This is a genomic window from Bradyrhizobium sp. HKCCYLRH2047 (genome assembly GCF_051168175.1).
Taxonomy (GTDB): Bacteria; Pseudomonadota; Alphaproteobacteria; order Rhizobiales; family Xanthobacteraceae; genus Bradyrhizobium.
In genome coordinates this window covers 230,280-253,823 of the sequence record NZ_JBNPUM010000007.1, presented here as the reverse complement: position 1 = coordinate 253,823, position 23,544 = coordinate 230,280, and the positions used below count along the sequence as shown (strand labels likewise).

At 65.6% G+C, this 23,544-nt stretch carries 20 protein-coding genes and 1 tRNA gene; 15 read left to right on the top strand and 6 right to left on the bottom strand.

Going from position 1 to position 23,544, the window contains the following annotated elements; all coding sequences use genetic code 11:
• The first annotated feature begins 56 nt into the window (after positions 1 to 56).
• Both ACQR1D_RS18635 and ACQR1D_RS18630 read left to right on the top strand, forming a co-directional pair.
• Positions 57 to 1,238: an efflux RND transporter periplasmic adaptor subunit gene (locus ACQR1D_RS18635; protein ID WP_409997941.1), complete on the top strand. Its 1,182-nt coding sequence runs from the start codon at positions 57 to 59 to the stop codon at positions 1,236 to 1,238.
• The gene (locus ACQR1D_RS18630) at positions 1,235 to 4,381 is read left to right on the top strand and encodes a multidrug efflux RND transporter permease subunit (RefSeq protein ID WP_434838990.1); all 3,147 of its coding nucleotides are present in this window, start codon (positions 1,235 to 1,237) and stop codon (positions 4,379 to 4,381) included. Before ACQR1D_RS18635 ends, ACQR1D_RS18630 begins: the two co-directional genes overlap by 4 nt.
• A gap of 26 nt (positions 4,382 to 4,407) precedes the next feature.
• On the opposite strand, the gene ACQR1D_RS18625 is transcribed toward ACQR1D_RS18630, so the two are convergent.
• Positions 4,408 to 6,687 carry a sulfatase-like hydrolase/transferase gene (locus ACQR1D_RS18625; RefSeq protein ID WP_434838989.1) on the bottom strand — a complete coding sequence of 760 codons (2,280 nt, stop codon included), beginning with the start codon at positions 6,685 to 6,687 and terminating at the stop codon, positions 4,408 to 4,410.
• A 168-nt stretch (positions 6,688 to 6,855) separates the two neighbouring features.
• On the opposite strand from ACQR1D_RS18625, the gene ACQR1D_RS18620 reads away from it, so the two are divergent.
• The 3 genes from ACQR1D_RS18620 (at position 6,856) to ACQR1D_RS18610 (ending at position 10,277) form a co-directional block, all read left to right on the top strand.
• On the top strand, positions 6,856 to 7,566 hold the full coding sequence (locus ACQR1D_RS18620) for a TetR/AcrR family transcriptional regulator (RefSeq protein WP_315803117.1): 711 nt from the start codon (positions 6,856 to 6,858) through the stop codon (positions 7,564 to 7,566).
• Positions 7,567 to 7,747: 181 nt separating this feature from the next.
• Positions 7,748 to 7,821: transfer RNA gene (locus ACQR1D_RS18615), tRNA-Gln, on the top strand.
• A 227-nt stretch (positions 7,822 to 8,048) separates the two neighbouring features.
• On the top strand, positions 8,049 to 10,277 hold the full coding sequence (locus ACQR1D_RS18610; RefSeq protein WP_434838988.1) for a tetratricopeptide repeat protein: 2,229 nt from the start codon (positions 8,049 to 8,051) through the stop codon (positions 10,275 to 10,277).
• 20 nt (positions 10,278 to 10,297) lie between these two features.
• Here the strand turns inward: ACQR1D_RS18610 and ACQR1D_RS18605 are convergent, their stop codons facing one another.
• Positions 10,298 to 11,635 (bottom strand): sulfotransferase family protein, encoded by a 1,338-nt coding sequence (locus ACQR1D_RS18605; RefSeq protein ID WP_434838987.1) that lies wholly within the window; start codon positions 11,633 to 11,635, stop codon positions 10,298 to 10,300.
• A 232-nt stretch (positions 11,636 to 11,867) separates the two neighbouring features.
• Between ACQR1D_RS18605 and ACQR1D_RS18600 the strand changes: the two genes are divergently transcribed.
• Complete coding sequence (locus tag ACQR1D_RS18600) at positions 11,868 to 12,023, top strand: hypothetical protein (RefSeq protein ID WP_315803114.1); 156 nt, start codon at positions 11,868 to 11,870, stop codon at positions 12,021 to 12,023.
• 26 nt (positions 12,024 to 12,049) lie between these two features.
• On the opposite strand, the gene ACQR1D_RS18595 is transcribed toward ACQR1D_RS18600, so the two are convergent.
• From ACQR1D_RS18595 to ACQR1D_RS18585, 3 genes are all read right to left on the bottom strand, one after another.
• Complete coding sequence (locus ACQR1D_RS18595) at positions 12,050 to 12,568, bottom strand: hypothetical protein (RefSeq protein WP_434838986.1); 519 nt, start codon at positions 12,566 to 12,568, stop codon at positions 12,050 to 12,052.
• 168 nt (positions 12,569 to 12,736) lie between these two features.
• Positions 12,737 to 13,654 carry a 3,4-dihydroxyphenylacetate 2,3-dioxygenase gene (hpaD, locus tag ACQR1D_RS18590; RefSeq protein ID WP_315827378.1) on the bottom strand — a complete coding sequence of 306 codons (918 nt, stop codon included), beginning with the start codon at positions 13,652 to 13,654 and terminating at the stop codon, positions 12,737 to 12,739.
• Positions 13,655 to 13,824: 170 nt separating this feature from the next.
• Entirely contained in the window at positions 13,825 to 14,346 is a 522-nt protein-coding gene (locus ACQR1D_RS18585; RefSeq protein WP_315714485.1) for an Hsp20/alpha crystallin family protein, read from the bottom strand.
• Positions 14,347 to 14,833: 487 nt separating this feature from the next.
• Here ACQR1D_RS18585 and ACQR1D_RS18580 point away from each other — a divergent pair, with 487 nt between their 5' ends.
• Together ACQR1D_RS18580 and ACQR1D_RS18575 are read left to right on the top strand one after the other, a co-directional pair.
• Positions 14,834 to 16,588 (top strand): ATP-binding protein, encoded by a 1,755-nt coding sequence (locus ACQR1D_RS18580; protein ID WP_315803111.1) that lies wholly within the window; start codon positions 14,834 to 14,836, stop codon positions 16,586 to 16,588.
• 158 nt (positions 16,589 to 16,746) lie between these two features.
• Positions 16,747 to 17,331 carry a peroxidase-related enzyme gene (locus ACQR1D_RS18575; protein WP_315803110.1) on the top strand — a complete coding sequence of 195 codons (585 nt, stop codon included), beginning with the start codon at positions 16,747 to 16,749 and terminating at the stop codon, positions 17,329 to 17,331.
• 5 nt (positions 17,332 to 17,336) lie between these two features.
• On the opposite strand, the gene ACQR1D_RS18570 is transcribed toward ACQR1D_RS18575, so the two are convergent.
• Positions 17,337 to 17,963, bottom strand: coding sequence for a ParB-like protein (locus tag ACQR1D_RS18570; RefSeq protein ID WP_315803109.1), 627 nt, complete (start codon positions 17,961 to 17,963; stop codon positions 17,337 to 17,339).
• A 239-nt stretch (positions 17,964 to 18,202) separates the two neighbouring features.
• On the opposite strand from ACQR1D_RS18570, the gene ACQR1D_RS18565 reads away from it, so the two are divergent.
• From ACQR1D_RS18565 to ACQR1D_RS18535, 7 genes are all read left to right on the top strand, one after another.
• Complete coding sequence (locus tag ACQR1D_RS18565) at positions 18,203 to 18,553, top strand: hypothetical protein (RefSeq protein WP_315803108.1); 351 nt, start codon at positions 18,203 to 18,205, stop codon at positions 18,551 to 18,553.
• 217 nt (positions 18,554 to 18,770) lie between these two features.
• Positions 18,771 to 19,052: an acyl carrier protein gene (locus tag ACQR1D_RS18560; protein WP_006609130.1), complete on the top strand. Its 282-nt coding sequence runs from the start codon at positions 18,771 to 18,773 to the stop codon at positions 19,050 to 19,052.
• Positions 19,053 to 19,061: 9 nt separating this feature from the next.
• The gene (locus ACQR1D_RS18555) at positions 19,062 to 19,532 is read left to right on the top strand and encodes a 3-hydroxyacyl-ACP dehydratase FabZ family protein (RefSeq protein ID WP_434838985.1); all 471 of its coding nucleotides are present in this window, start codon (positions 19,062 to 19,064) and stop codon (positions 19,530 to 19,532) included.
• Positions 19,529 to 20,734, top strand: coding sequence for a beta-ketoacyl-ACP synthase (locus tag ACQR1D_RS18550; RefSeq protein ID WP_434838984.1), 1,206 nt, complete (start codon positions 19,529 to 19,531; stop codon positions 20,732 to 20,734). The genes ACQR1D_RS18555 and ACQR1D_RS18550 overlap by 4 nt, the downstream gene beginning before the upstream one ends.
• A 38-nt stretch (positions 20,735 to 20,772) precedes the next feature.
• Positions 20,773 to 22,047 carry a beta-ketoacyl-ACP synthase gene (locus ACQR1D_RS18545; protein ID WP_434838983.1) on the top strand — a complete coding sequence of 425 codons (1,275 nt, stop codon included), beginning with the start codon at positions 20,773 to 20,775 and terminating at the stop codon, positions 22,045 to 22,047.
• A gap of 16 nt (positions 22,048 to 22,063) precedes the next feature.
• Positions 22,064 to 22,996, top strand: a complete 933-nt coding sequence (locus tag ACQR1D_RS18540) for a lipid A biosynthesis lauroyl acyltransferase (protein ID WP_434838982.1) — start codon at positions 22,064 to 22,066, stop codon at positions 22,994 to 22,996.
• 158 nt (positions 22,997 to 23,154) lie between these two features.
• Positions 23,155 to 23,532: a VOC family protein gene (locus ACQR1D_RS18535; protein WP_315803104.1), complete on the top strand. Its 378-nt coding sequence runs from the start codon at positions 23,155 to 23,157 to the stop codon at positions 23,530 to 23,532.
• Positions 23,533 to 23,544: the final 12 nt, after the last annotated feature.

Sequence of the window (23,544 nt, the reverse complement as noted above, 5' to 3'; positions counted from 1 at the left end):
CTATATCTGGCATGCTGGGAATGGTTTTAAAGACCGGTTATCCTGTTCGTCTCAGCATGTGGGCCAGCATGAAGACATCACGAACCCTCGGTTGGATCCTGCTTGTCGCGGCTCTCGGCGGCGCCGGCTATTATGGCTGGCAGCGTCATCAGGGCGCCGAGGCAGCGAAGAAGACCGCTGAGCAGAAATCGGCCCGACCGCAGGCGGTTCGGGTCTCGACCGTGCCGGTCGAGAAGACGGACTTTCCGGTCTTCCTCACCGGCCTGGGGACCGTGCAAGGCTTCAACACCGTCCAGGTCCGCACCCGCGTCGACGGCCAGATCGACAAGATCGCCTTCACCGAAGGCCAACTCGTCAAGGAAGGCGACCTGCTGGTCGAGATCGACCCGAGGCCGTTCCAGGCCGCGCTCGACCAGGCCAAGGCCAAGCGGGCGCAGGACGAGGCCAATCTCAACAACGCCAATCTCGACCTGCAGCGCACCACCAAGCTCGGCGAGTTCGCGACCCGGCAGCAGCAGGACACCCAGCGCGCCACCGTCGCACAGCTCACGGCGCAGATCGCCGCCGACGACGCCGCGATCGCCAATGCCCAGACCCAGCTCAGCTACACCCAGGTCAAGGCGCCGATCTCCGGGGTCGCCGGCCTCCGCCAGGTCGACATCGGCAACATCGTCAACGCCTCGAGCCAGACCGGCATCGTCTCGATCGCGCAGATCGAACCGATCGCGGTGATCTTCACCGCGCCGGAAGAGCAGTTGCCCTACATCAACGAGGCGCAGAAGACCGCCCCGTTGAAGGTGATCGCGTTCACCACCGACGGCAGGAAGCAGCTCGCCGAGGGCAAGCTGATGGTCGTGAACAACCAGGTCGACACGTCCAGCGGAACGATCCGGCTGAAAGCGGTGTTCGACAACAAGGACCACGTGCTGTGGCCCGGACAGTCGGTCTCGACGCGGCTCCTGGTGCGGACGCTGAAGGACGCCACGGTGGTTCCCGACGACGCGGTCCAGCATTCGACCAGCGGGCTGTATTCCTACACGGTGAGCCCGGACAACAAGGCCGAGCTGCGCAAGGTGAAGGTCGGCGTTTCGCTCGATGGCCGGACCGTCGTCGAAGAAGGGCTGACGCCCGGCCAGCAGGTGATTACCGGCGGTCAATTCAAAGTGCAGCCAGGCTCGGTCGTGACCACCGCGGTGGCCAGCTCGGAGCCGGCGCCAGCTAAGGTCCGGCAGGAATGAACGGCGGCGGCATCTCGGCACCCTTCATCAAATACCCCATCGGCACCTCGCTGCTGATGGCAGGTATCCTGTTCATTGGCCTGGTTGCCTACCCGCTGCTGCCGGTCGCACCGCTGCCGCAGGTCGACTTCCCGACCATCCAGGTGACCGCCAATCTGCCGGGCGCCAGCCCTGAGACCATGGCGACCTCGGTCGCCCAGCCGCTGGAGCGGCAATTCGCACAGATTCCCGGCATCGCCCAGATGACGTCGACCAGTTACCTGGGCACTGCATCGGTCACGATCCAGTTCGACCTGAATCGCAACATCGACGGCGCCGCCAACGACGTCCAGGGCGCCATCAACGCCGCCTCGGGCCAGTTGCCCAAGACCCTGCCGTCGCCGCCGACCTACCGCAAGGTCAACCCGGCGGACGCGCCGATCCTGATTTTGTCCGCCACGTCCGAGACGCTGCCGCTGACGACGGTCTCCGACTCCGTCGATGCGCAGCTCGCGCAGCAGATCAGCCAGATCTCGGGTGTTGCCCAGGTGATCATCGGCGGCCAGCAGAAGCCGTCGATCCGTATCCAGATCGACCCGGCCAAGCTGGTCGCCAAGGGCCTCTCGATGGAGGACGTGCGCAGCCAGATCGCGATCACCACGGTGGACAGCCCGAAGGGCAACATCGACGGCGAGCGTCGGGCCTACACCATTTACGCCAATGACCAGCTCACCGAGTCGAAGGACTGGAACGACGTCATCATCGCCTACCGCAATGGCGGTCCGTTGCGCATCCGTGACATTGGCCGGGCGGTGACCGGATCGGAGGATGCCAAGCAGGCCGCCTGGGCCAACGGCAAGCGCGGCGTGTTCCTGGTGGTCTTCAAGCAGCCTGGCGCCAACGTCATCGAAACCGTCGACAAGATCAAGGCGACGCTGCCGCGCCTGGTTGCGGCGATCCCGCCGGCCATCAAGGTCGAGCTGATGTCGGATCGCACGACGACCATCCGTGCCGCGGTCGAAGACGTCCAGTTCACGCTGCTCCTGACCATCTTTCTGGTGGTCATGGTCATCTTCATCTTCCTGCGCAGCTTCTGGGCCACGGTGATCCCGACGATCACCGTGCCGCTCGCCCTGCTCGGCGCCTGCGCGATGATGTGGGGGGTCGGCTATTCACTCGACAACCTCTCGCTGATGGCGCTGACGATCGCGGTCGGCTTCGTCGTCGACGACGCCATCGTCATGCTCGAGAACATCTCTCGCTATGTCGAGGAAGGCGAGTCCCCGATGGCTGCCGCCTACAAGGGGGCCAAGGAGATTGGCTTCACCATTGTCTCGATCTCGATCTCGCTGGTCGCCGTGCTGATCCCGCTCTTGCTGATGGGCGGCATCATCGGGCGCCTGTTCCGCGAATTCGCGGTCGTGCTGGCGATGACGATCTTCGTCTCGATGTTCGTCTCGCTGACGTTGACGCCGATGATGGCCTCGCGTTTCCTGCGCGGCGGCCACCAGGCTCATGGCAAATTCTACCAATGGAGCGAGCGCGGCTTCGAGGCGCTGCTCAGGGCCTACGAGAAGGGATTGGACATCGCACTGCGCTGGCGCTTCACCACGCTGATGGTGTTCTTCGCCACGCTCGGCCTGTCGATCTACCTGTTCGTGCTGATCCCCAAGGGTTTCTTCCCGCAGCAGGACAACGGCCTGATCACCGCCGCGTCGGAGGCGTCGCAGGACATCTCCTTCAAGGCGATGCAGTCGCGCCAGGAGGCGCTGGCCAAGATCGTGCAGGATGATCCGGGCGTGGCCAGCGTCGCAATGGCGATCGGCGGCTCCGGCCGCGCCGGCAATACCGGCAATCTGTTCATCACCTTGAAGCCGCGTGACGAGCGTGATGCATCGGCGCAGCAGATCATCACACGCCTGAGGCCGCAGCTGGAGAAGGTCGAGGGAGCCCGGCTCTACATGCAGGCCGCGCAGGACGTCCGCCTCGGTGGCCGGCCGTCCCGAACCCAGTTCGAGTTCACGCTGCAGGACTCCAATCTCGCCGAGCTCAACGAGTGGGCGCCGAAGATCCTGGAGAAGATGCGCTCGCTGCCGCAGCTGCGCGACGTCGCCACAGACCAGCAGGCCGACGGCACCACCGTACAGCTCACGATCAACCGCGACACCGCCTCGCGGTACGGCATCTCGCCGCAGCTGATCGACGACACGCTGTATGACGCCTTCGGCCAGCGCCAGGTCGCGCAGTACTTCACCCAGCTCAACTCCTACCGCGTGATCCTGGAGATCCTGCCTGAGCTGCAGGGCAACATCGACACGCTCAACAAGCTCTACGTGAAATCGCCGACCACCGGCGACCAGGTGCCGCTCTCGACCTTCGCCAGTTGGACCAACGTGCCGGTGAGGCCGCTGTCGATCAGCCACCAGGGTCAGTTCCCGTCGATCACGATCAGCTTCAACCTCGCCCAGGGCGTCGCGCTCGGCCAGGCCACCGATGCGGTGCAGCGCGCGATGGTCGAGCTCGGCGCGCCCGCAACCTTGAACTCGAGCTTCCAGGGCACCGCGCAGGCGTTCCAGCAGTCGCTGTCGACCGTGCCGCTCTTGATCCTCGCCGCCCTCGTCGTGGTCTATCTGATCCTCGGCATCCTCTACGAGAGCTACATCCACCCGATCACGATTCTCTCGACGCTGCCCTCGGCCGGCGTCGGCGCGCTCGCGATCCTGATGGCTTTCGGCTACGATTTCAGCCTGATTGCGCTGATCGGCGTCATTCTCCTGATCGGCATCGTGAAGAAGAACGGCATCATGATGGTCGACTTCGCCATTGCCGCCGAACGCGACCAGCACCTGCCGCCCGAGCAGTCGATCCGCCAAGCCGCCCTGCTGCGCTTCCGTCCGATCATGATGACGACGATGGCAGCCCTGCTCGGCGGCGTGCCTCTGATGCTCGGCAACGGCACCGGCTCGGAGATCCGCCAGCCACTCGGTTATGCGATGGTCGGCGGCCTGATCGTCAGCCAGATGCTGACGCTGTTCACGACGCCGGTGATCTATCTCTATCTCGACAAGGTCAACAACGCCTTCGCGCGCTGGGGGCGCGCGCATATCGACCACGAGCCCGACGCGGCCGCTCCCGGAGGCGCCGTGAAGGAAGCGGCGGAATAACGATCCGCCGCTTCCCTGGTCGTCGACTATTGTCGCGCCATCTCGGCGTTGCCGACGCTTTCGCCATCCAGGCTCTGCTCATTCTGCATCGTCACGGTCACGTGCGACAGCCGTCCGGTGAATGCGAACGGCGCCGCGTAGTCCGACACCGGGCTGCCGCGGTCGTGGCCGATGTCGAGCCCCGACCATGAGATCAGCGTGTGAAAGGCCAGCTGCGTCGTCAGCGCGCCGGCCTCCTGGCCGTCGATCAGCAACGTGTACTGGCTCATGCCGGTGCGCGCGCCCTTGGCCGGCTCGGTCTGCCGCCTCAGACGTTCGACGCGCACGCCCAGGCGATGCGATCCCGCCGGCACCGGGCGGGCCGAGCTGACGATCTCGTGGCGGCCGCCGATGTTGAGATCGTGCACGAGATGGCCGTCCTTGACGTAGAGGCTGTAGCCTGACGTGGCATCGCCATGGGCGATCAATACGCCGGATGCGCCCTCTGCATCGATCTCGACATGGGCCTCGATCAGATAGTCGCGGCTGCGCACGTCGGGGGCGACGTCGGTCGGCACATGGCCCATGCCGGCGTGGAACGTGAAGCGCGTACGCGCGCCGTGGAAACGCGCGGCGTTCTCGGCAAAGCGCGGGCCGAAGCGATCGTCGAGCGGCAGTACCTGGTGCGCCTCCGCCTGCTCCCACCACAGCTTCACCAGTGCCGCGAGCCGCTCCGGCTCGGCGGCGGCGAGATCATGCGTCTCGGAGAAATCCTGCGTGAGATGAAACAGCTCCCATTTATCGTTGTCGAACGGCGTGCCCGACGGGTGAAAGGCCACCGCCTTCCAACCGTCGTGCCAGAGGCCGCGATGGCCGAACATCTCGAAATATTGCGGCACGGGCTTCGACGGCGCGGACGGATCGGTGATGGAGGCGGCGAAGCTCACGCCCTCGAGCGGCATCTGCGGCACACCCGCGATCGTGGCCGGCGCATCGATGCCGATCAGGTCGAGCAGGGTCGGCACGAGGTCGCAGGCATGGACGAACTGGTGGCGGACTTCGCCGCGCGCCGCGATGCGCTGCGGCCAGGAGACGATGAAGGGATCGCGGATGCCGCCGCCATGGGTGTTCTGCTTGTAGCGGCGCAGCGGCGTGTTCGACGCCATCGCCCAGCCATGCGGGAAGTTCGAGTGCGTATCCGGCCCGCCGATGTCGTCGATCCGCGCGAGCTTCTCGGCGACCGGCTCCGGCTTGAAGTTGAATGGTCCCATCGCGTTGACGAAGCCGAGCGGCCCGCCCTCCTGGCTGGCGCCATTGTCGGACATGACGATCACGAGCGTGTTGTCGCGCTGGCCGGTCTTGTCGAGAAAGGCGAGCAGCCGCGCCAGATGCTGGTCGGCATGATCGAGCATGCCGGCGAAGGCCGATTGCAGCCGGGTGAAGACGCGCCGTTCGTCGTCGGAATGCGCGTCCCAGGCCTTCACGCCGTCATTGCGCGGAGGCAGATCGGTATTTTCCGGCACCAGCCCCATCGCCTTCTGCCGTGCCAGCCGCTGCGCGCGCTCGGCGTCCCAGCCATGAGCAAAGGCCGGGTCGTAGCTCTCGATGATCTCGCGGGGCGCCTGGTGCGGCGCGTGGCAGGCACCGAGGGCGAGCCAGGTCAGCCACGGCAATTCCGGTCGGTCGGCGGTGTGGTCGGCGATGAAGCGAATGGTCTGATCGACCAGATCGGCAGTCAGGTGATAGCCGTCGGCGTAGCTGCCGGGCGGACTGACATGGGTGTTGTCGAGCACGAGCTCCGGCGCATATTGATCGGTTTCGGCGTCGAGGAAGCCGTAGAAGCGGTCGAAGCCGCGCCCCAGCGGCCAGCCGTCGAACGGCCCGGTCGCGCCGCTCTCGGTCAAGGGCGTCACGTGCCACTTGCCGACCATGTAGTTGCGATAGGCATGGGTGCGCAGCATCTCCGCCAGCGTCCCTGCCTCGCGCGCGATCTTGCCGCGATAGCCGGGATAGCCCGAGTCGAAATTGGCAAGGCAGCCGACGCCGACCGAATGATGGTTGCGGCCGGTGAGGAGCGCCGCCCGCGTGGTCGAACACATCGCGGTGGTGTGGAAGCCCGAATAGCGCAGGCCCTGCGCGGCCAGCGCGTCGATCGCGGGGGTGCGGATGGGCGAGCCGTAGCAGCCGAAATCGGAAAAGCCGACATCGTCGAACAGCACCACCAGGATGTTGGGCGCGCCCTTCGGCGGCTGCTGCGGTGCCGGCCACCACGGCCTGGAGCCTGCAATGGTCCTGCCGATCGTGCCACCGAATGCGGGCTCGCTCATGCCTCGTCCTCCCTCTTGCTCGCGTCCCGGCCGCGCCTGGCAGCCCGCACGAGTTGTATCGTTCTGATGGCTCTGGGATCCGCGACGTCCCGGGCAGGGGCGGCACGGCCAAGCTTGCCTCAGATCATAATCATAATTATGATTATTGTTCTAGAGGGAGCCAGCGACATGCCTCAGCGGATCGCGCCGGACCACCTGCCCGGCGTCACCCCGTCGCGGCAGCAGCGCAGCCGCGAGACGACGCTTGCCCTGCTGACGGCCGGCGCGGAGCTGCTGCACACGCGCGGCCTCGCGGAGCTGTCGATCAGCGACCTCTGTGCGCATATCGGGGCAACGGTCGGCGCCTTCTACAGCCGGTTCGACAGCAAGGAGGCCTACTTCAACGCCCTGCTCTCGCTCACCCTGGCGGACGGGCGGAAGCAGCTGTTGAGACTCCAGCCGCCCGATCCCGCCCGCGCGGGCGACCTGAACCGGCAATGCCACCTGCTGGTGCGCGGCACCGTGCTGTGGATGCGCCGTCACAAGGGCGTGCTGCGCGCCGCGCTGGTGCGCAGCGAGCGCGGCGCGAACCACTGGAGCGGCTTCAAGGAGCTGGCACAGGCACTGTCGGAGCGTGCGGCGCTGCTGCTGCCTGGGGGCGGGCGCGCCGGCGCGGCGTCGCGCACGCGGTCGGGAACAGCGGACGCGCGAAAGACGGTCGCGTTCGGCGTCCAGGTCGTGCTCGGCACCCTGGTGAACGCCATCCTCAACGATCCCGGCCCGCTGTCGATCGACGACGACGAGATCGCGGAACGGCTCGGCGCCTGTCTGGTCCTGCTGGTGCGCGGCGGCCCGGACGGCGCGCCGCGAAAGCCGCGGGCCGCGAGAGCCGAGCGCTAGACCCGGCCAGCCCGTGGCGCGACGGGCGGCAGAGCACGTTGGAAATCCGTCATCCAGCGGCTTGCCAAAGCCTGATACATGCGGGTAGAAGGACGCGTCGCCGCCGCCCGAGCTTTGCCGGCCGGCGCGCAGAACGGTGCCAAACAGTCCGGCAATTGCTTGAAACTGCAGGGCATTCCGTTGGGGAATGGTGTAACGGTAGCACAACAGACTCTGACTCTGTTTGTCTTGGTTCGAATCCAGGTTCCCCAGCCAGCTTGATCATTGCCGCGACGGCTTGAAGCTCCACCGCCTCGTCCTTGTGATCTGAGAAGCATCCGGCTCGGTTTTGCCCTACGCCCGAGATTGCATGCCCATGCGGGACACGCTGCGGCGTCCGCCCCTTCGGCACGCGGTCCCGCGCGTTAACGTCTGCTCATTGCGAATCGGCGAGAACGGAACAACCATTGCGAGCAATGGACCGGTTCCGTGGAGGAAAGCACTTGCAAAGCAGCGTCGGCTCCCGCGCCTTCCAGAACGCAAGGCTGCAAAAGCGGGCCAAGAAGCAGGCGGACGTGCTGCTGCCGGCGGCGGTCAAGGCCTACCGCGAGGGCCGGCATCCGGAGGCTCAGGCCCTGTGCCAGCAGATCCTGCAGGACCTGCCGCACCATTTCGGAGCCCTGCATCTGCTCGGCGTGTCCGAACGGGACTGCGGCCGCTTCGACCAGTCGGTGCGCGTGCTGACACGCGCGACCGAGATCGACCCGCGCTCGGCCGACGCCCAGTCTGATCTCGGCCTGTCGCTGTCCCGGCTCGGCCGCCACGAGGACGCTCGCGCCCGCTTCGAGCGCGCCATCGCGCTCAGGCCGAACTTCCCGGCCGCGCTCACGCATCTGGGCAACGCGCTGATGAGCCTCTTCCGTTTCGAGGAGGCGATCTCAGCGCATGACCGCGCCATTGCCCTGAAGCCCGACTATGCCGAGGCCTACGCTAATCGCGGCATGGCGCTGCTGTTCACGAGCCGCAACGACGAGGCCGGTCAGAACTTCGATCGCGCGCTGGCGCTGCAGCCGCGGTTGCTGACGGCCCTGTTCGGCAAGGGCGTGGCCAGCATGAACCTGCGGGAGTTCGATTCCGCGCTGGCCGCGCTGGATGCGGCGCTGGCGATCAATCCGAAGGCCGCCGCCGTGCTCGCCCAGCGCGGCCGGGCGTATCAGGAATTGGGCAAGTTCGACCAGGCGGAAGCCAATTTCGACGCCGCGCTCGCGCTCGAGCCGCTGCTGGAAGAAGCACTTTGCGGCAAGGCCGCGGTCACTCTCGTCCATGGCAATATCGCGCTGGCGATCTCCGTTATCAACAAGGTGCTGGCACAGAACCCGGACTCGGAGATCGCCTGGACCCTGCTCGGCGTCTGCGCTGCGGCGCAGGGCGACACCGCCACGGCAATCGAACATTACGACCGGGCTCTCGCGATCCGACCGAACCATGAGGACGCGATCACCAAGAAGATCTTTGCGCTGGATTTCCTGCCCGACACCGGGGTGGAACGTCTTCAGGAAGCGCGGAGATATTGGTGGGATGCGATCGGCTCGCGATTGGAGCGCCGCTCGCTCGGCGTGCGCAACATCGACCCCGACCGGCGGCTTGTCGTCGGCTACGTCTCGTCCGATTTCCGCGACCATTCAGCGGCCTTTGCCTTCCTCCCCCTCCTGCGCCACCACGATCGCAACAAGTTCGAAATCGTCGCCTATTCCTGTTCGCCGATGAAGGATGCCAAGACCGACCTGTGCCGCTCGCTGGTCGATCGCTTTGTCGACGCCTCGCTGTGGGGCGACGACAAGCTCGCCGATCAGATCCAGGCCGACAAGGTCGACATCCTCGTCGACCTCTCGGGGCATTCCGCCGGCCACCGGCTCACGATGTTTGCGCGCAAGCCCGCCCCGGTCCAGGTCTCGGCCGTCGGCAGCGTCACTGGGACGGGCCTGCCCGTCATGGATTATCTGCTGGCCGATCCGGTGACGATTCCACCCGCAGTCCGGCATCTGTTCGCCGAAAAGATCTACGACCTGCCGTCGCTGATCACGATCGAACCCCCGCCTCCCATTCCGCCATCGCCGCTGCCGATGCTTCGTAACGGCCACGTCACCTTCGGCGTGTTCAATCGCATCGAAAAGATGTCCGAACCTGCTCTCAGACTCTGGTCGCAGCTAATGGCTGCAACGCCCGGCTCGATCATCGTCGTCAAAAACCACTCGATGGGCGATCCCCTGCTGCGCGACCGATTGGTTGCACGCTTCGTCGCTCACGGCATTACCGCGGACCGCGTCCGTTGTGCAGGAAAGACGACGCGCCAGGAGCATCTTGCGATGTTCGCCGAGATCGACATCTCGCTCGATCCGTTCCCGCAGAATGGCGGCATCTCGACCTGGGAATCGCTGCAGATGGGCGTGCCTGTGGTCACCAAGCTCGGCAGCGGCCCTGCCGCCCGCGCGGGCGGCGCGATCGCCAAGGCAGTGGGCCTGGATGCGTGGGTCGCCGAAAACGACGACGGCTATCTCGCGATCGCGCTGAAATTCTGCTCGCGGCCTGCCGAGCTTGCCGCGCTCCGCGCTGAGCTGCCGGCCATGATCTCGCATTCAGCGGCCGGAAACGGCGCGCTCTACACGCAGCATGTGGAACAGGGATATCGGACGTTCTGGCGCGACTATTGCCGGCAAGCGCCGATCCGCTAGCGTTTCCTGTTCTGATTGGATCAGGACCGACCGGGCCGGCAGAGCCTCGCGCCCGTGCGCCGTTCCACCCATGCGAGATACTCTTCCGACCGGGCCAGCACCTGCGCCCGCGACAATCCGAATTGCTCGAGCGAGTAGACATGCTTGAAACGGCGGCTGATGGACTCCGCCTGCAAGTGCCGTCGCATGAGGGTCTCGAACTCGCCCGTGAAATCGTAGCCGAACTTCGCATAGATGGTGCGAACGGTCGCGATCGGGTCGCGAGTCAAATCCTCGAACAGGACATCGATGAATTGGCCGGATCTCGCCTCCTCGTCGGCCTGCATCATCCGGGCCATCGACTGCTCGAACAGCTCGAGCATGCGCTGGCCGAGGTCGTGGGCATCGAGGCGCGGCGTATAGGCGATCTGCATCTGCGCGATCAGGCTGGCGAGGGCCGGAATGATCTGGCAGGGATCCCGATGCAGCCGAACGATCCGTGCGTCGGGAAAGCTCTTGAACAGCACCGGAAAGAACTGCGCATGAGCCAGCGACTTGCTGACCCAGTGCCCGCCGCGATGAAACAGCTGCAGGTGCTGAACCTGACGTCTGTAGCCGGCGTACAGCATGTCCAACTCTGACGGACTCACCCCTCGGAACCATTGCCAATAGTCCGGTGACCTCAGCCCGAGGATCATGTGCTGCGGGCCGTGCCACATCATGAGCTGGCACTCCTCGGGGGCCGCGGGGGCGAACTCATGGATCTTGTGCAGATCCGGCATCACGGCCGACCTAAAATCGGCGTGCACGCGAAGCCGGTCGATCCGCGGATCCGTCTCATACGTCTCCCGACGAGGCGGTGGCGACGGCTCCTGCAACTCCCAGAGCCGCGGTGCCCGCGCCTGGGGATCGAGGGCCAGCAGATGATGCAGAAACGTGCTTCCGGTCCGGCCGAAACCGACGAGAAACAGAGGCTTTGCAACGGGCACGTCGACGATGTCGGGGAAGTCGGCCAGATCCTGCTCGAACTGAAGGTACCGCTCGAGCCAGCCATAGATGTAGTGGCTCGCCATGTAGCGGCCGAGATCGTCATAGTGGGTATCGCGTGCGATCGAGCCTGCCAGGCGCCTGATCCCTTCGAGATGCAGTTCGCTGTGCGTCCCCAGCGGCACCGAGCCGACGCGGCTTTGCGCCAGGTCGAGCAACTGATCGACGTCCAGCACTTGCCTCGCGCCAAGTTCGCGATCCAGGGAGAGCATCCTCGTCAGGAGCTGTACAGCCTTGGGCGAGCGCAGCTCTGGAGCGACGACGATGGTTTCGTCGGAATCGACTTTCCGGCGAGGCATGGAACGCTTCCCTGGGCGCGGTGAGGCGTCCATGCTAGCGAACGGCCCGCCCGATCACAACAGAGGCGCCGCGATCGAGGCTGAATGCGACGCTTGCGCTGCGTCGACGACGCTGTCCTGCCGGTCCCCGCCTCGCATCGTCTCCTCGACTTCACGATCTCGCCAAGGTGCGCCCGATCACGGAATTAACCCGTCATTCACCACGATCCTCATCCGGCCGGAACGATGCAATTTGCTTCAAATTGTCTGGCCAGGGAGACGGGACATGACCAAGCTGATGGACCTCGAAGACCAGATCGAACGCGCCGAGCGACTCGCGCGCAGCATCACCGACACGCTGACGATCGAGCGGCTGCGCCAGTTCGCGGCCGAGTGCCGGTGCGAGCGCGAGCGGCTGTCGCATCAACGCCACGCGGCCTGAAGGATCGCATCAGAGGGCGCAGCCGCTCACGAGCAGGTCGTCACCATGTTGGTGCAGAGCTGCCGCGTCCAGCCGACGCCTTTCTTGACGCGGATCCTGGCGAAGTCGCCGAAGCAGCCGAGCAGCTCGACCGCCTGGTCACCGCTCGCATGCGGGTCGAGCTTCGCGCTCGATGTGGCGTGACCGCGGTAGATCGCCGCGCCGTTCTGCAGGCCGCCGGCGCCGACGATGCTCCGATGCAGGAAGCCCCTGCCCTGAAAGATCACGGTCTCCTTGCCTTGCTCGACGTCGTTCAGCACGGCCCGGTCGATCTCGAACCAGTCACCCTGCTGCGCGGTGAGATGCACGACGATCCAGCCGTCGCTGGTCGGGTTCTTCAAGGCATTGACGATGCCGCCGCCTGGCTCCGCGCGGACATTGGCGCCGTTCGGATCGCGGTCGATGATGTCGGCCTCGACGTTGCAGGCCTCGCGATGCGGCACTTGCGCCGCCGCCATGCCCGGCACGATGAGCATCGCGGTCAGCAACAGAATTCTCGTCAGCATTGAGCGGTCACCGGCCTCCGGTCCATCCCGCATTGGTCGCGCCGCCGACGCCGCGGTTCAACACCGAGCAGATGGCGGCGACCAGCCGGGCTCACGGCGACCGCCGATCAGGTCTATCCGGAGGACATCATCGAGATGCTCCGGCATCCGGAGGTCTGGTGAGCGGCGCTACAGCCGACCGCCCGCGAGCGCGGCGGCGCGCGGCCGGCCGACGTCGTCCAGCGCCTGCGGCATCGGCGAGACCGGAAACACCGCGTTGATCTGGCCCGTCCCTGATGACGGGAAGAACGGCGTCACCACCTCGACGCCGCGGTCGTAGTGGTTCCAGCCGAGCGCGCCCAGCAGCATGGCCGTATCGTGCATGAAGCCCTCGCCATGGCCCTTGCTGGCATATTCCGGCAGCATGTCGCAGAAATCCGGCCACTCGCCGTGCTCCCACATCTGGATCACCTCGTGGTCGAGCCGCTCCAGGAACGGGCTGAACATCCGGTCGCGATACTCGTCGGCGGTGCCGTTCTGGGCGAAGCGGTGGCTCAGCGAGCCCGAGGCGAAGAAGGCGACCGTGCCGTCGTAATGATCCTCGACCGCGCGGCGGAACGCCCAGCCGAGCTTGGCGCTGTCGGCGAGATAATGCGAGGTGCACAGCGCCGAGACGGAGACGACCTTGAAGTGGCGGTCGGGGTTCATGTAGCGCATCGGCACCAAGGTGCCGTATTCCAGCGCCAGCGACGTCGCATCGTGGGCCATGGTGGCAACACCATGGGCGTTGGCGCCCTCGGCGAGGATGTGGCCCAGCTCCGGGTTGCCATCGTATTCATAGGTCATGTTGGCGATGAAGTGCGGCAGCTCGTTCGAGGTGTAGAGCCCTTCGAAATGCGGCGCGCAATTGATGTGGTAGCCGGCATTGACCAGCCAATGGGTGTCGAACACGACGATGGTGTCGACGCCGGCCTCGCGGCAGCGCCGGCCGATCTCGATATGACCGTCGATCGCCGACTGTCGCTTGCCCTTGGCCGGACCATCCAGCTCGCTGAGATACATCGACGGCACATGCGTGATCTTGGCCGCCAGTGCGAGCTTGCCCATCCTCTCGTCTCCCTTCCGGTCGTTCCCCGGTCCGGCATCGCCGACCGTTTGCTTGGGAGGCAGATTACCCCTGCAGCTCCGCGAAAAAAAGGGCCGCGCGCGCGGCCCTTCCTCGGCGTCCGATCCATCGTCTGTCCCATGATCATGGGACAGAAAGCCACAGGATGCGGTCACGCCGCCTTGATGTCGATGGTCTTGGCGGCCTTCTGTACCTCGGGTTTCTTCGGCAGGGTGACCTTGAGCACCCCCTGCTTGAACACGGCCTCGATCTTGTCGGTGTCGACGCCGTCGGGGATCTGGAAGGAGCGTTCGAACGAGCCGAAGCTGCGCTCACGGACGTAATAGTCCTTCTTCTTCTCCTCCTTGTCCTCCTGCTTCTCGCCCTTGATCGAGAGCACGCCGCTCGCAACCTTCACCTCGACGTTCTTCTCGTCGAGGCCGGGCAACTCAGCCGTGACCTCATAGGCATTGTCGTGCTCGGCGACGTCGACCGCCGGCGCCACGGCAAAGGACCGTGCGCGGGCCAGACCCGGCAGTTGGTCGAACAGCGACGGTGTGCGCCAGATCCCGCCATGGAAGTCCTCGAACACGCGATCGATCTCGCGGCGCAGATTCTCGAACGGCCGCCATCCCTGCATGGAGGGCGCACCTGCCTTCTCGGTGTTGACGGGCAGCTTGGTAGGTTCAGCCATAACATCATCCTCCTGCTTCACGCGAGGATCAGGTCTGCAACGGCATGGGCGCGACCAATGTCATCCGACGAGATCGGCCGGCATCCGCTCCCTCGCGCTTGACGGGAAAGATATAGCCGGCACGCCCGGGTTCCAGATTGATTGCGATCAAATCGCTGAGCGGCCGGACGGCTTTCGGATCGGTGCGGCAACCCATCCAGGTTGCTTTCGGGGTCGGGGCGTCCAGCGCCGAAGAGCCCTGAAGGAAGAGCCTTGGAGATGGTGAACCGGACGTTAACCCGAACGGCTCGCGCAACGCTTTAGGGAAGGATGCAGAAATCCTTACACTCCAAAGTGTTAGGCCCCATTGAGGAGGCGCGATCGCAACGCTCCGCGCGCCCCTCCGACGGCCGGACCGGGCGCCGGCGCGTTCACAAACATTGCCCGCTTAACAAATTTTCCAGTCCCAGCAGAGAAGGTGTCAGCTCAACAATTCACCACAGGTTTCATGACCGTGACATCCTTCGGACGCGTGATCTCGGTGCGGGGCTCCCAGGCCCGCGTCGGCATTCTGTCGAAACAGCAGATGAACGTCTCCGATATCCGCGCGACAGTCGGCCGTTTCATCAGCATTCGCTGCCCGAGCGCCACGATCATTGCGATCATCACCGAGGTGACCAGCGAGGACCTCTCGCATGCCAGCGAATACGTCGCGACGGCGTCGGTAGACCTGCTCGGCGAGATTCTCGGGCCGGCCGAACGGCCCAAGTTCCAACGCGGCGTCACCCACTACCCGACCATCGGCGACGCCGTCGACATGATCACGAGCGAGGAGCTGCGCACGATCTACACGCCGACCGCCGGCGACCACATCGACATCGGCGCGCTGCAGCAGGACACCTCCGTGCGCGCCTGTGTCAATGTCGAGGAAATGCTGTCGAAGCATTTCGCGGTGCTTGGATCGACCGGCGTGGGCAAATCGACCGGCGTGTCGCTGCTGCTCAACGAGATCCTGAAGGCGCGGCCGAACCTGCGCATCTTCCTGCTCGACGTCCACAACGAATACGGCCGCTGCTTTGGTGAAAAGGCGCTGGTGCTGAACCCGCGCAACCTGAAGCTGCCGTTCTGGCTGTTCAATTTCGAGGAGATCGTCGACGTCCTGTTCGGCGGCCGGCCCGGCGTGCCGGAAGAGCTCGACATCCTGGCCGAAGTGATCCCGCTGGCAAAGGGCATCTACACCCAGTACCAGAACACGGACCGCATCGGGCTCAAGCGCGTCGACCCCAAGATGGTCGGCTACACCGTCGATACGCCGGTGCCCTACCGCCTCGTCGACCTGATCAACCTGATCGACGAGCGGATGGGCAAGCTCGAGAACCGCTCCTCGCGCATCATCTATCACAAGCTGATCTCGCGCATCGAGACCGTACGCAACGACCCGCGCTACGCCTTCATGTTCGACAACGCCAATGTCGGCGGCGACACCATGGCCGAGGTCATCAGCCACCTGTTCCGCCTGCCCGCCAACGGCCGGCCGATGACGGTGATGCAGCTCGCCGGCTTCCCGGCCGAGGTTGTCGATTCCGTCGTGTCGGTGGTGTGCCGCATGGCGTTCGATTTCGGGCTGTGGAGCGACGGCGTCTCGCCGCTGCTGTTCGTCTGCGAGGAGGCCCACCGCTACGCCTCCGCCGACCGCTCGATCGGCTTCGGCCCGACCCGCAAGGCGATTTCGCGCATTGCCAAGGAAGGCCGGAAATACGGCGTCTATCTCGGCCTGATCACCCAGCGGCCGGCCGAGCTCGACGCCACCATCATCTCCCAGTGCAACACGCTGTTCACGATGCGCCTCGCCAACGAGCGCGACCAGTCGCTGCTGCGCTCGGCGGTGTCGGACGCCGCCGCCAACCTGCTCTCCTTCGTCCCCTCGCTCGGCACCCGCGAGGTGCTGGCGTTCGGCGAAGGCGTCGCGCTGCCGACCCGGCTGCGCTTCAAGGAGGTGCCGCTGCATCAATTGCCGCGCAGCGAGGCGACGATCGCCACCGTCCGCTCGGTGAATGCCGGACACGACATGCATTTCGTCAGTGCCGTGCTGGAGCGCTGGCGCGGAGCGACCTCGAGCCGGGACGCCTCGAGCGGCGACGGCGGCGCCGGCAACCTCGGGGATCGAGGAAGTATGTCCGCATCGCTGGACGCGCCAATGCTGCAGCCGTCGATGGGGCTCGATCCGGACCGCTTCTCCCTGTTGAAGAAGCCGCTGCGCTAAACACGGCGGCCGCCGCTCTCAAATCCCGGTCGATGACGCCCCGAGGAGGCGTTGCGGGCACGTCGCCAAAAGCAAGGTGATGGGCTGAGCTGGACCGTTGCGCCTGCGCGGCGATCGACTAAGGTTCGCCCCCTGCCACGCACGCCGGACCCGTTGCCATGACGCAAGCTCCCATCAGCCGCTTTCCCGTTCCCGCAATCGACGCCTTGCCGGACGACATCCGCACCCGGCTGCTCGGCGTGCAGGAGAAGAGCGGCTTCGTGCCCAACGTGTTCCTGACACTCGCGCACCGGCCGGACGAGTTCCGCGCGTTCTTTGCGTATCACGACGCGCTGATGGAGAAGGACGGCGGGCTGACCAAGGCCGAGCGCGAGATGATCGTGGTGGCGACCTCGAGCGCCAACCAGTGCCAGTATTGCGTCATCGCGCATGGCGCGATCCTGCGCATCCGCGCCAAGAGTCCCCTGATCGCCGACCAGATCGCGATCAACTACCGCAAGGCCGACATCACGCCGCGGCAGCGGGCGATGCTCGATTTCGCGATGAAGGTGGCGCTCGAGGCGCAGACCGTCGGGGACGCCGATTTCAAGGCGCTGGCCGGCCACGGTTTCAGCGACGACGACATCTGGGACATCGCCGCAATCGCGGCATTCTTCGCGCTGTCGAACCGGATGGCGAATGTCACAGGCATGCGGCCCAACGACGAGTTCTACCTGATGGGGCGGCTGCCGAAGACCAAGTGAGACGATCAGTCGTCCGACGCCGGCCCGCACCAGCCGGGCAGATAGACCGCGTCGTGGCTCTTTGCGGCCGCCAGCGCGTGCTCCATGGCGGCGGCGAAATGGGTCTCGACCGTCTTGCGCTTGACCTTGCGGCGCAGGAAGTCGGCCCATAGGAACTCGCTGAACGGCGTCGTGTCCTTGGCAAAGCCGCCGGCGCGGCGCAGCTCACCGGCCAGGCTGCGGAACGGATCGTCCTTCAGATTCGCGACGGTCTTCGGCAGGTCCTTGAAATGCCGCCGCACGCCCTTGGCGTCGTAAGGATAGACCCAGCGTTTGTTGTCCATCACGCCCCAGAACGCCTCCCGATCGACCATCGAGAGGTCGCCGATCACCGTGACCAGCACATCCTTGACGCCCTCGTCATGGAGCGCGCGGGCGAGGTGATGGTGGTCGACGACGTAGTGCCGCTCGTCGGGACCGAGCACCACCGGGATCATGTGCTTGCCGAGCAGCTCGGCCTGCTTCTTCTTCGACTTGTGCTCGCGCCAGCGCTCGCGCTTCTCCTTCACCTCGCGCATGCCGACGGTCATCTGGGTCGGGCGCAGCGACAGGATCGGCACGGGATGAAGCAGCGGCTCGCGGGTATTGGCCATGGCTGGGCTTCCAGGGGGATGATCAGCATTATGCCACGCCTGCCGAGCCGTTCCAGCGCATCTTCCCCGAGCTGCGACGCCGTTCGGACCGACCGCGGCAGGTTCCAATCACCCGCGGAGCAGGCGCCGACTGGATGCATCCGAGGAGGGAGATGTTTTGCTGATGCAGCTCAATTATGGCAAAGTTTCTTTGTGAGAGGTTGGGCCCGCGTGCTAAAAAGGACCATCGGAGTCGAGGCATGAAGTCCCAGCGCCCCATTGCAGCGGAGGAAGAGCATCGCGTGGTGCCGTTCCGGCCGCGCAGCAGTCCGGTGCGGCGCGCGGCCGAGGGCGGCAGTCCGCCGATTCAGCTGCACCGGCGCGAGCAGCCGACACTCGATCTCTCCCGGTATGAGCAACCGCGTGAGGAGCCCGATGACTTCCGCCACCGCATCCTGGCCAACATCGCCGCCATCGCCTTCACGGTCGCGTTGACCGCGATCGGCATCTGGCTGGCGATGAGCATTGCCGACCTGCGCAAGACCCAGGACTGCCTGCTGACCGGACGGCGCGACTGCGCCCGCATCATCACCGAGACCTACACGCCCTGATCCCCTGCTGGACGCGGCTGCCGCGGCCGGCGGGGCATCACAATCCCGCCACAACCGCCGTGTCCGGCTCCATTGAACTCACCGCGTCGCTCCGATATACGGGCACACGACTCCCCGGGCGACGGGGGTAAAAGGGCTCGCATCAGACGCCCCCGGGGGCGCGGTGTCCTCCCGTCGCCACCTACCGGATTAGCTCCAAAATATCAAAGGCTTAGTGATGTCCTCAACATTCGATCAGGTCGCCACGATCATCGCTGAAACCTGCGACATCCCGCGCGACACGATCACGCCGGATAGCCACGCCATCGACGATCTGGGCATCGACAGCCTCGATTTCCTCGACATCGCGTTTGCGATCGACAAGGCCTTCGGGATCAAGCTGCCACTCGAGAAGTGGACGCAGGAAGTCAACGACGGCAAAGCCAGCACCGAGCAGTATTTCGTGCTGAAGAACCTGTGCGCCCGCATCGACGAGCTGGTCGCCGCCAAGGGCGCGTGAGCGCCTGCCATGCAGATCGAATACTTCCTGCTCATCGACCGCATTCTCGATCTTCGGCTGGACGAGAAGGCCATCACTGTCGAAGCCAAGGTCCCCACCGAAAGCACGATCTTCGAAGGACATTTCCCGGGCTATCCGATCATGCCCGGCGTTCTCCTGATCGAATCGATGGCGCAGACATCGGGCTGGCTGCTGCTCGCGCTCATGAAGTTCGAGCGGATGCCGTTCCTCGCCGCGGTCAAGGAGGCCAAGATGCGCGGCTTCGTGTCGCCGGGCGAGGTGCTGACCGTCGAGGCCAACGTGCTGCACGAGGGCTCCGGCTATGCCATGACCGAAGCGCGCGTGAAGGTCGGCGGCAAGCTACGCTCGAACGCGACGATCACCTTCAGCCACGTCCCCTTCCCCAATCCGGAGCTGCGCGGACACATGGACGCCGTCGCCGAGCGCATCGGCTTTCCGCAACAGGTCCTACAGCGATGAGTGAGACGACAGCCGTGACCTCCGAGCCCGTCGAAGTCTGGATCACCGGTATCGGCCTTGCGACCTCGCTCGGCGAGGGACTCGATGCGAACTGGGAGGCCCTCAACGCCGGCCAGATCAACGTCGATGAGCAGGGTTTCGCGCCCTACATCGTGCATCCCTGGGCCAAGGTGAATCTGGAAGCGCAGATCCCCAAGAAGGAGCAGCGCCAGATGGAGGCGTGGCAGCGCATCGGCACCTATGCCGCCGGGCTTGCGCTGGATTCCGCCGGCCTCAAGGGCAACAAGGACATCCTGTCCCGGATGGATATGATCGTCGCCGCGGGCGGCGGCGAGCGCGACATCTCCGTCGACACCGCGATCCTCAACGCGGAAGCCCAGGGCAATTGCACGCCCGGCTTCCTGAACGACCGGCTGATGAGCGACCTGCGCCCGACCCTGTTCCTGGCGCAGTTGTCCAACCTGCTCGCCGGCAACATCGCGATCTCGCACGGCGTCTGCGGCACGTCGCGCACCTTCATGGGCGAGGAGGTCGCGGGCGTCGACGCATTCAAGATCGCCCTGGCCCGCATCGCCGGCCGCCAGAGCGACATCGCGCTGGTCGGCGGCTCGCACAATGGCGAGCGCAAGGACCTGCTCGTGCTGTATGAGTTCGGCGACTACAATCTGAAGAACGAATTCAAGCCGGTCTGGGCCCGCAAGGACCATCCGGGCTTCGCGCTCGGATCGGCCGGCGCGTTCCTGGTGCTGGAATCCAAGCCGCATGCCGAGGCCCGCGGCGCCAAGCCGCTGGCGCGGCTGAGCAAGGTCGTCGCCGACCGTGCCCGCCGCAAGGAGGCTGGCGCGGTGACCGGAACGCTGGACCGGCTGTGGTCGGCGCTTGACGTCCACGAGGCCCCCGGCGCCATCATCACGGGTGCGACCGGTGCGGAGCCGGTGACCTCGGAAGAGCGCGCCTTCCTCGACCATCACAAGGCGTTCGCGGTGCGCTCCAGCGGGACCCGTTTCGGCCACACGATGGAAGCGCATTTCGCTCTTGATCTGGCGCTTGCCGCACTCTCGATCTCGCGCGGCGCCCTGTTCGCACCGGGCGACGACTCGGGCGTGGAGGCAGAGATGAAGGAGGCTCCGACCCAGATCGTGGTGGTCGGCGCCGGCCACTACCGCGGCGAGGGCATGGCCTTGGTCGAAGCAGTCAAGTGAACACGGTACGGCCTTAAGAAGACGCGACGGGGGACATCATGAGTGTACGCGACAAGTTTGGACGCCCCATCGTGGTCGTGACCGGGATGGGCATCGTCACGTCCCTTGGGGCCGGCAAATCCGATAATTGGAACAAGCTCGTGGCCGGCGAGTCCGGCATCCGCACCATCACGCGCTTTCCGATCGACGGCTTGAAGACGACCATGGCCGGCACGGTCGATTTCGTCCCCGTGGCGCCGTTCACGTCCACGGGACTGTCCGAGCGGCTCGGTCACATGGCCGTCGAGGAAGCCATCGCGCAGGCTCGAATCGGCAGCAAGGGCGACTTTCCGGGCCCGCTGTTTCTCGCCGTGGCGCCCGTCGAGATCGAGTGGCCGCAGCGCCTGGAGCTCGCGCATGAGGTTGGCGGCACTCAGTTCACCTATGACGACCTGCTGAAGGTCTGCGGCGGCGGCAAGTTCGTCAACTATCACCACCGCTTCCTGTTCGGCTCCGTCGCCGATTCGCTGTCCGACACCTTCGGCACCAAGGGCTCGCCGATCTCGCTGTCGACTGCCTGCGCCTCCGGCGCGACCGCGATCCAGCTCGGCGTCGAAGCCATCCGGCGCGGTGAGACTGACGTCGCGCTATGCGCCGCCACCGAAGGCTCGGTCAATCCGGAAGGGCTCGTGCGCTTCTCGCTGCTGTCGGCGCTGTCGACCCAGAACGACCCGCCGCAGGCCGCCTCCAAGCCGTTCTCCAAGAACCGCGATGGTTTCGTGATGGCCGAGGGCGCCGGAGCGCTGGTGCTGGAAAGCTACGACGCGGCCGTGGCGCGCGGCGCCAAGATCCTCGGTGTCGTCGCCGGCTGCGGCGAGCTGACCGACTCCTTCCACCGCACCCGCTCCTCGCCGGACGGCAAGCCGATCATCGGCTGCATCCGCAAGGCGCTCGCCGATGCCGGCATGGCGCCGGAGCAGATCGACCATATCAATGCCCACGGCACCGCCACGCCCGAGAACGACAAGATGGAATATGTCGGCGTCTCCGCCGTGTTCGGCGAGCACACCGGCAAGATCCCGGTGTCGTCGAACAAGTCGATGGTCGGCCACACCATCTCGGCGGCCGGCGCGGTCGAGGCGATCTTCTCGCTGCAGACGCTCGAGCATCAGCGTATTCCGCCGACCATCAACTACGACATTCCGGATCCCGCGATCCTGTTCGACGTCGTCGGCAACAAGGCCCGCGATGCGCGCGTCACCACCGTGATGTCGAATTCGTTCGGCTTCGGCGGCCAGAACGCCTCGCTGATCCTGACGCGCGAACCGGCCTGATCCGCCTGTCACATCGATGAGTCTCCTGCCCCTCCGGACCAAGCTCGTGATCCGCCGAGCCGTGAAGTCGGCCGGGGCGTCCGCCGTCGGCGCGCTGACGGTCGGCATGCTCAGGACCACACGCTATTTCGATCCGCAGAAGACGGCCGACCGCTTCGCGCGCCTCGCGCAGTGGATCGGTCCGCGGCTGCGCGAGCAGCGCATCGGCCGCGACAATCTCACGGCGGCCTTTCCGGAGAAATCGCCCGAGGAGATCGAGAAAATCCTCGCCGGCGTGTGGGACAATCTCGGCCGCGTCGGCGCCGAGTTCGCCCATCTCGACAAGATCTGGGATTACGACGAGGCTCATCCGGAGCGCAGCCGGATCGAGCTGTCGCCGCGCACCCATGAGCTGTTTCATCAGCTCCGTCTCGACGGCAAGCCGGCGCTGATCTTTGCCAGCCACCTCGCCAATTGGGAGATGCCGGCGCTGGCGGCGGTCGCCCATAAGCTCGATACGGCGATCCTCTATCGCCGGCCCAACATCGCCGCCGCCGACCGCATCATCCAGGAGATGCGGCAGGTCAAGATGGGCACACTGGTCCCGGCCGGCCGCGACGCACCGCTGCGGCTGGCACAGGCGCTCAAGAACGGCCAGCACGTTGCCATGCTGGTCGATCAGTACCTGACCGGCGGCGTCGAGGTCACCTTCTTCGGCCGCAAGACCCGCGCCAATCCGATGCTCGCCCGCCTGTTGCGCCAGGTCGAATGCCCGGTGCACGGCGTCCGCATCATCCGCCTCCCCGGCAATCGCTTCCGCGCCGAAGTCTCGGAGGAGGTGAAGCCGGTCCGGACGGCCGATGGTCAGATCGACATCCAGGGCACGACGCAGGCGATCACCGACGTCGTCGAGAGTTGGGTGCGCGAATATCCCGAGCAATGGCTCTGGCTGCATCGGCGCTGGCGGTAGCCCGCGCCCGGACAAATTCCGCTGCGGGGAAGCAGCGCTGCAGCACCACTTACCGCTGACGGGCCCTTGAAAGAAAACGCTTACCTCATCCATCGACGCTCGCTACCTTGGTCGCGTATCCGACGGCTGTTCGGAAGCTGCAGGGAGGACAAGCGCGAATGTTTTCGCATGTGATGATCGGCACCAACGACCTCGACAAGGCCAAGGCCTTCTACGACAAGCTGCTGGGAACGCTCGGCGTGAGGCCGGCACGGGTCGACGGCCACCGCATCTTCTACATCACGCCGACCGGCATTTTCGGGGTGTCGAAGCCGATCAACGGTGAGCCGGCCACGCACGCCAATGGCGGCACGATCGGCTTTGCCTGCAACTCACCTGAGCAGGCAGACGCCTGGCATGCAGCCGGGCTCGAAGCCGGCGGCACCAGCTGCGAAAATCCGCCCGGCGTTCGTGAAGGCTCCGCCGGCAAACTCTATCTGGCATATCTGCGCGACCTCGACGGCAACAAGCTCTGCGCGATGCATCGGCTGGGGTAATCCCGCGGAGTC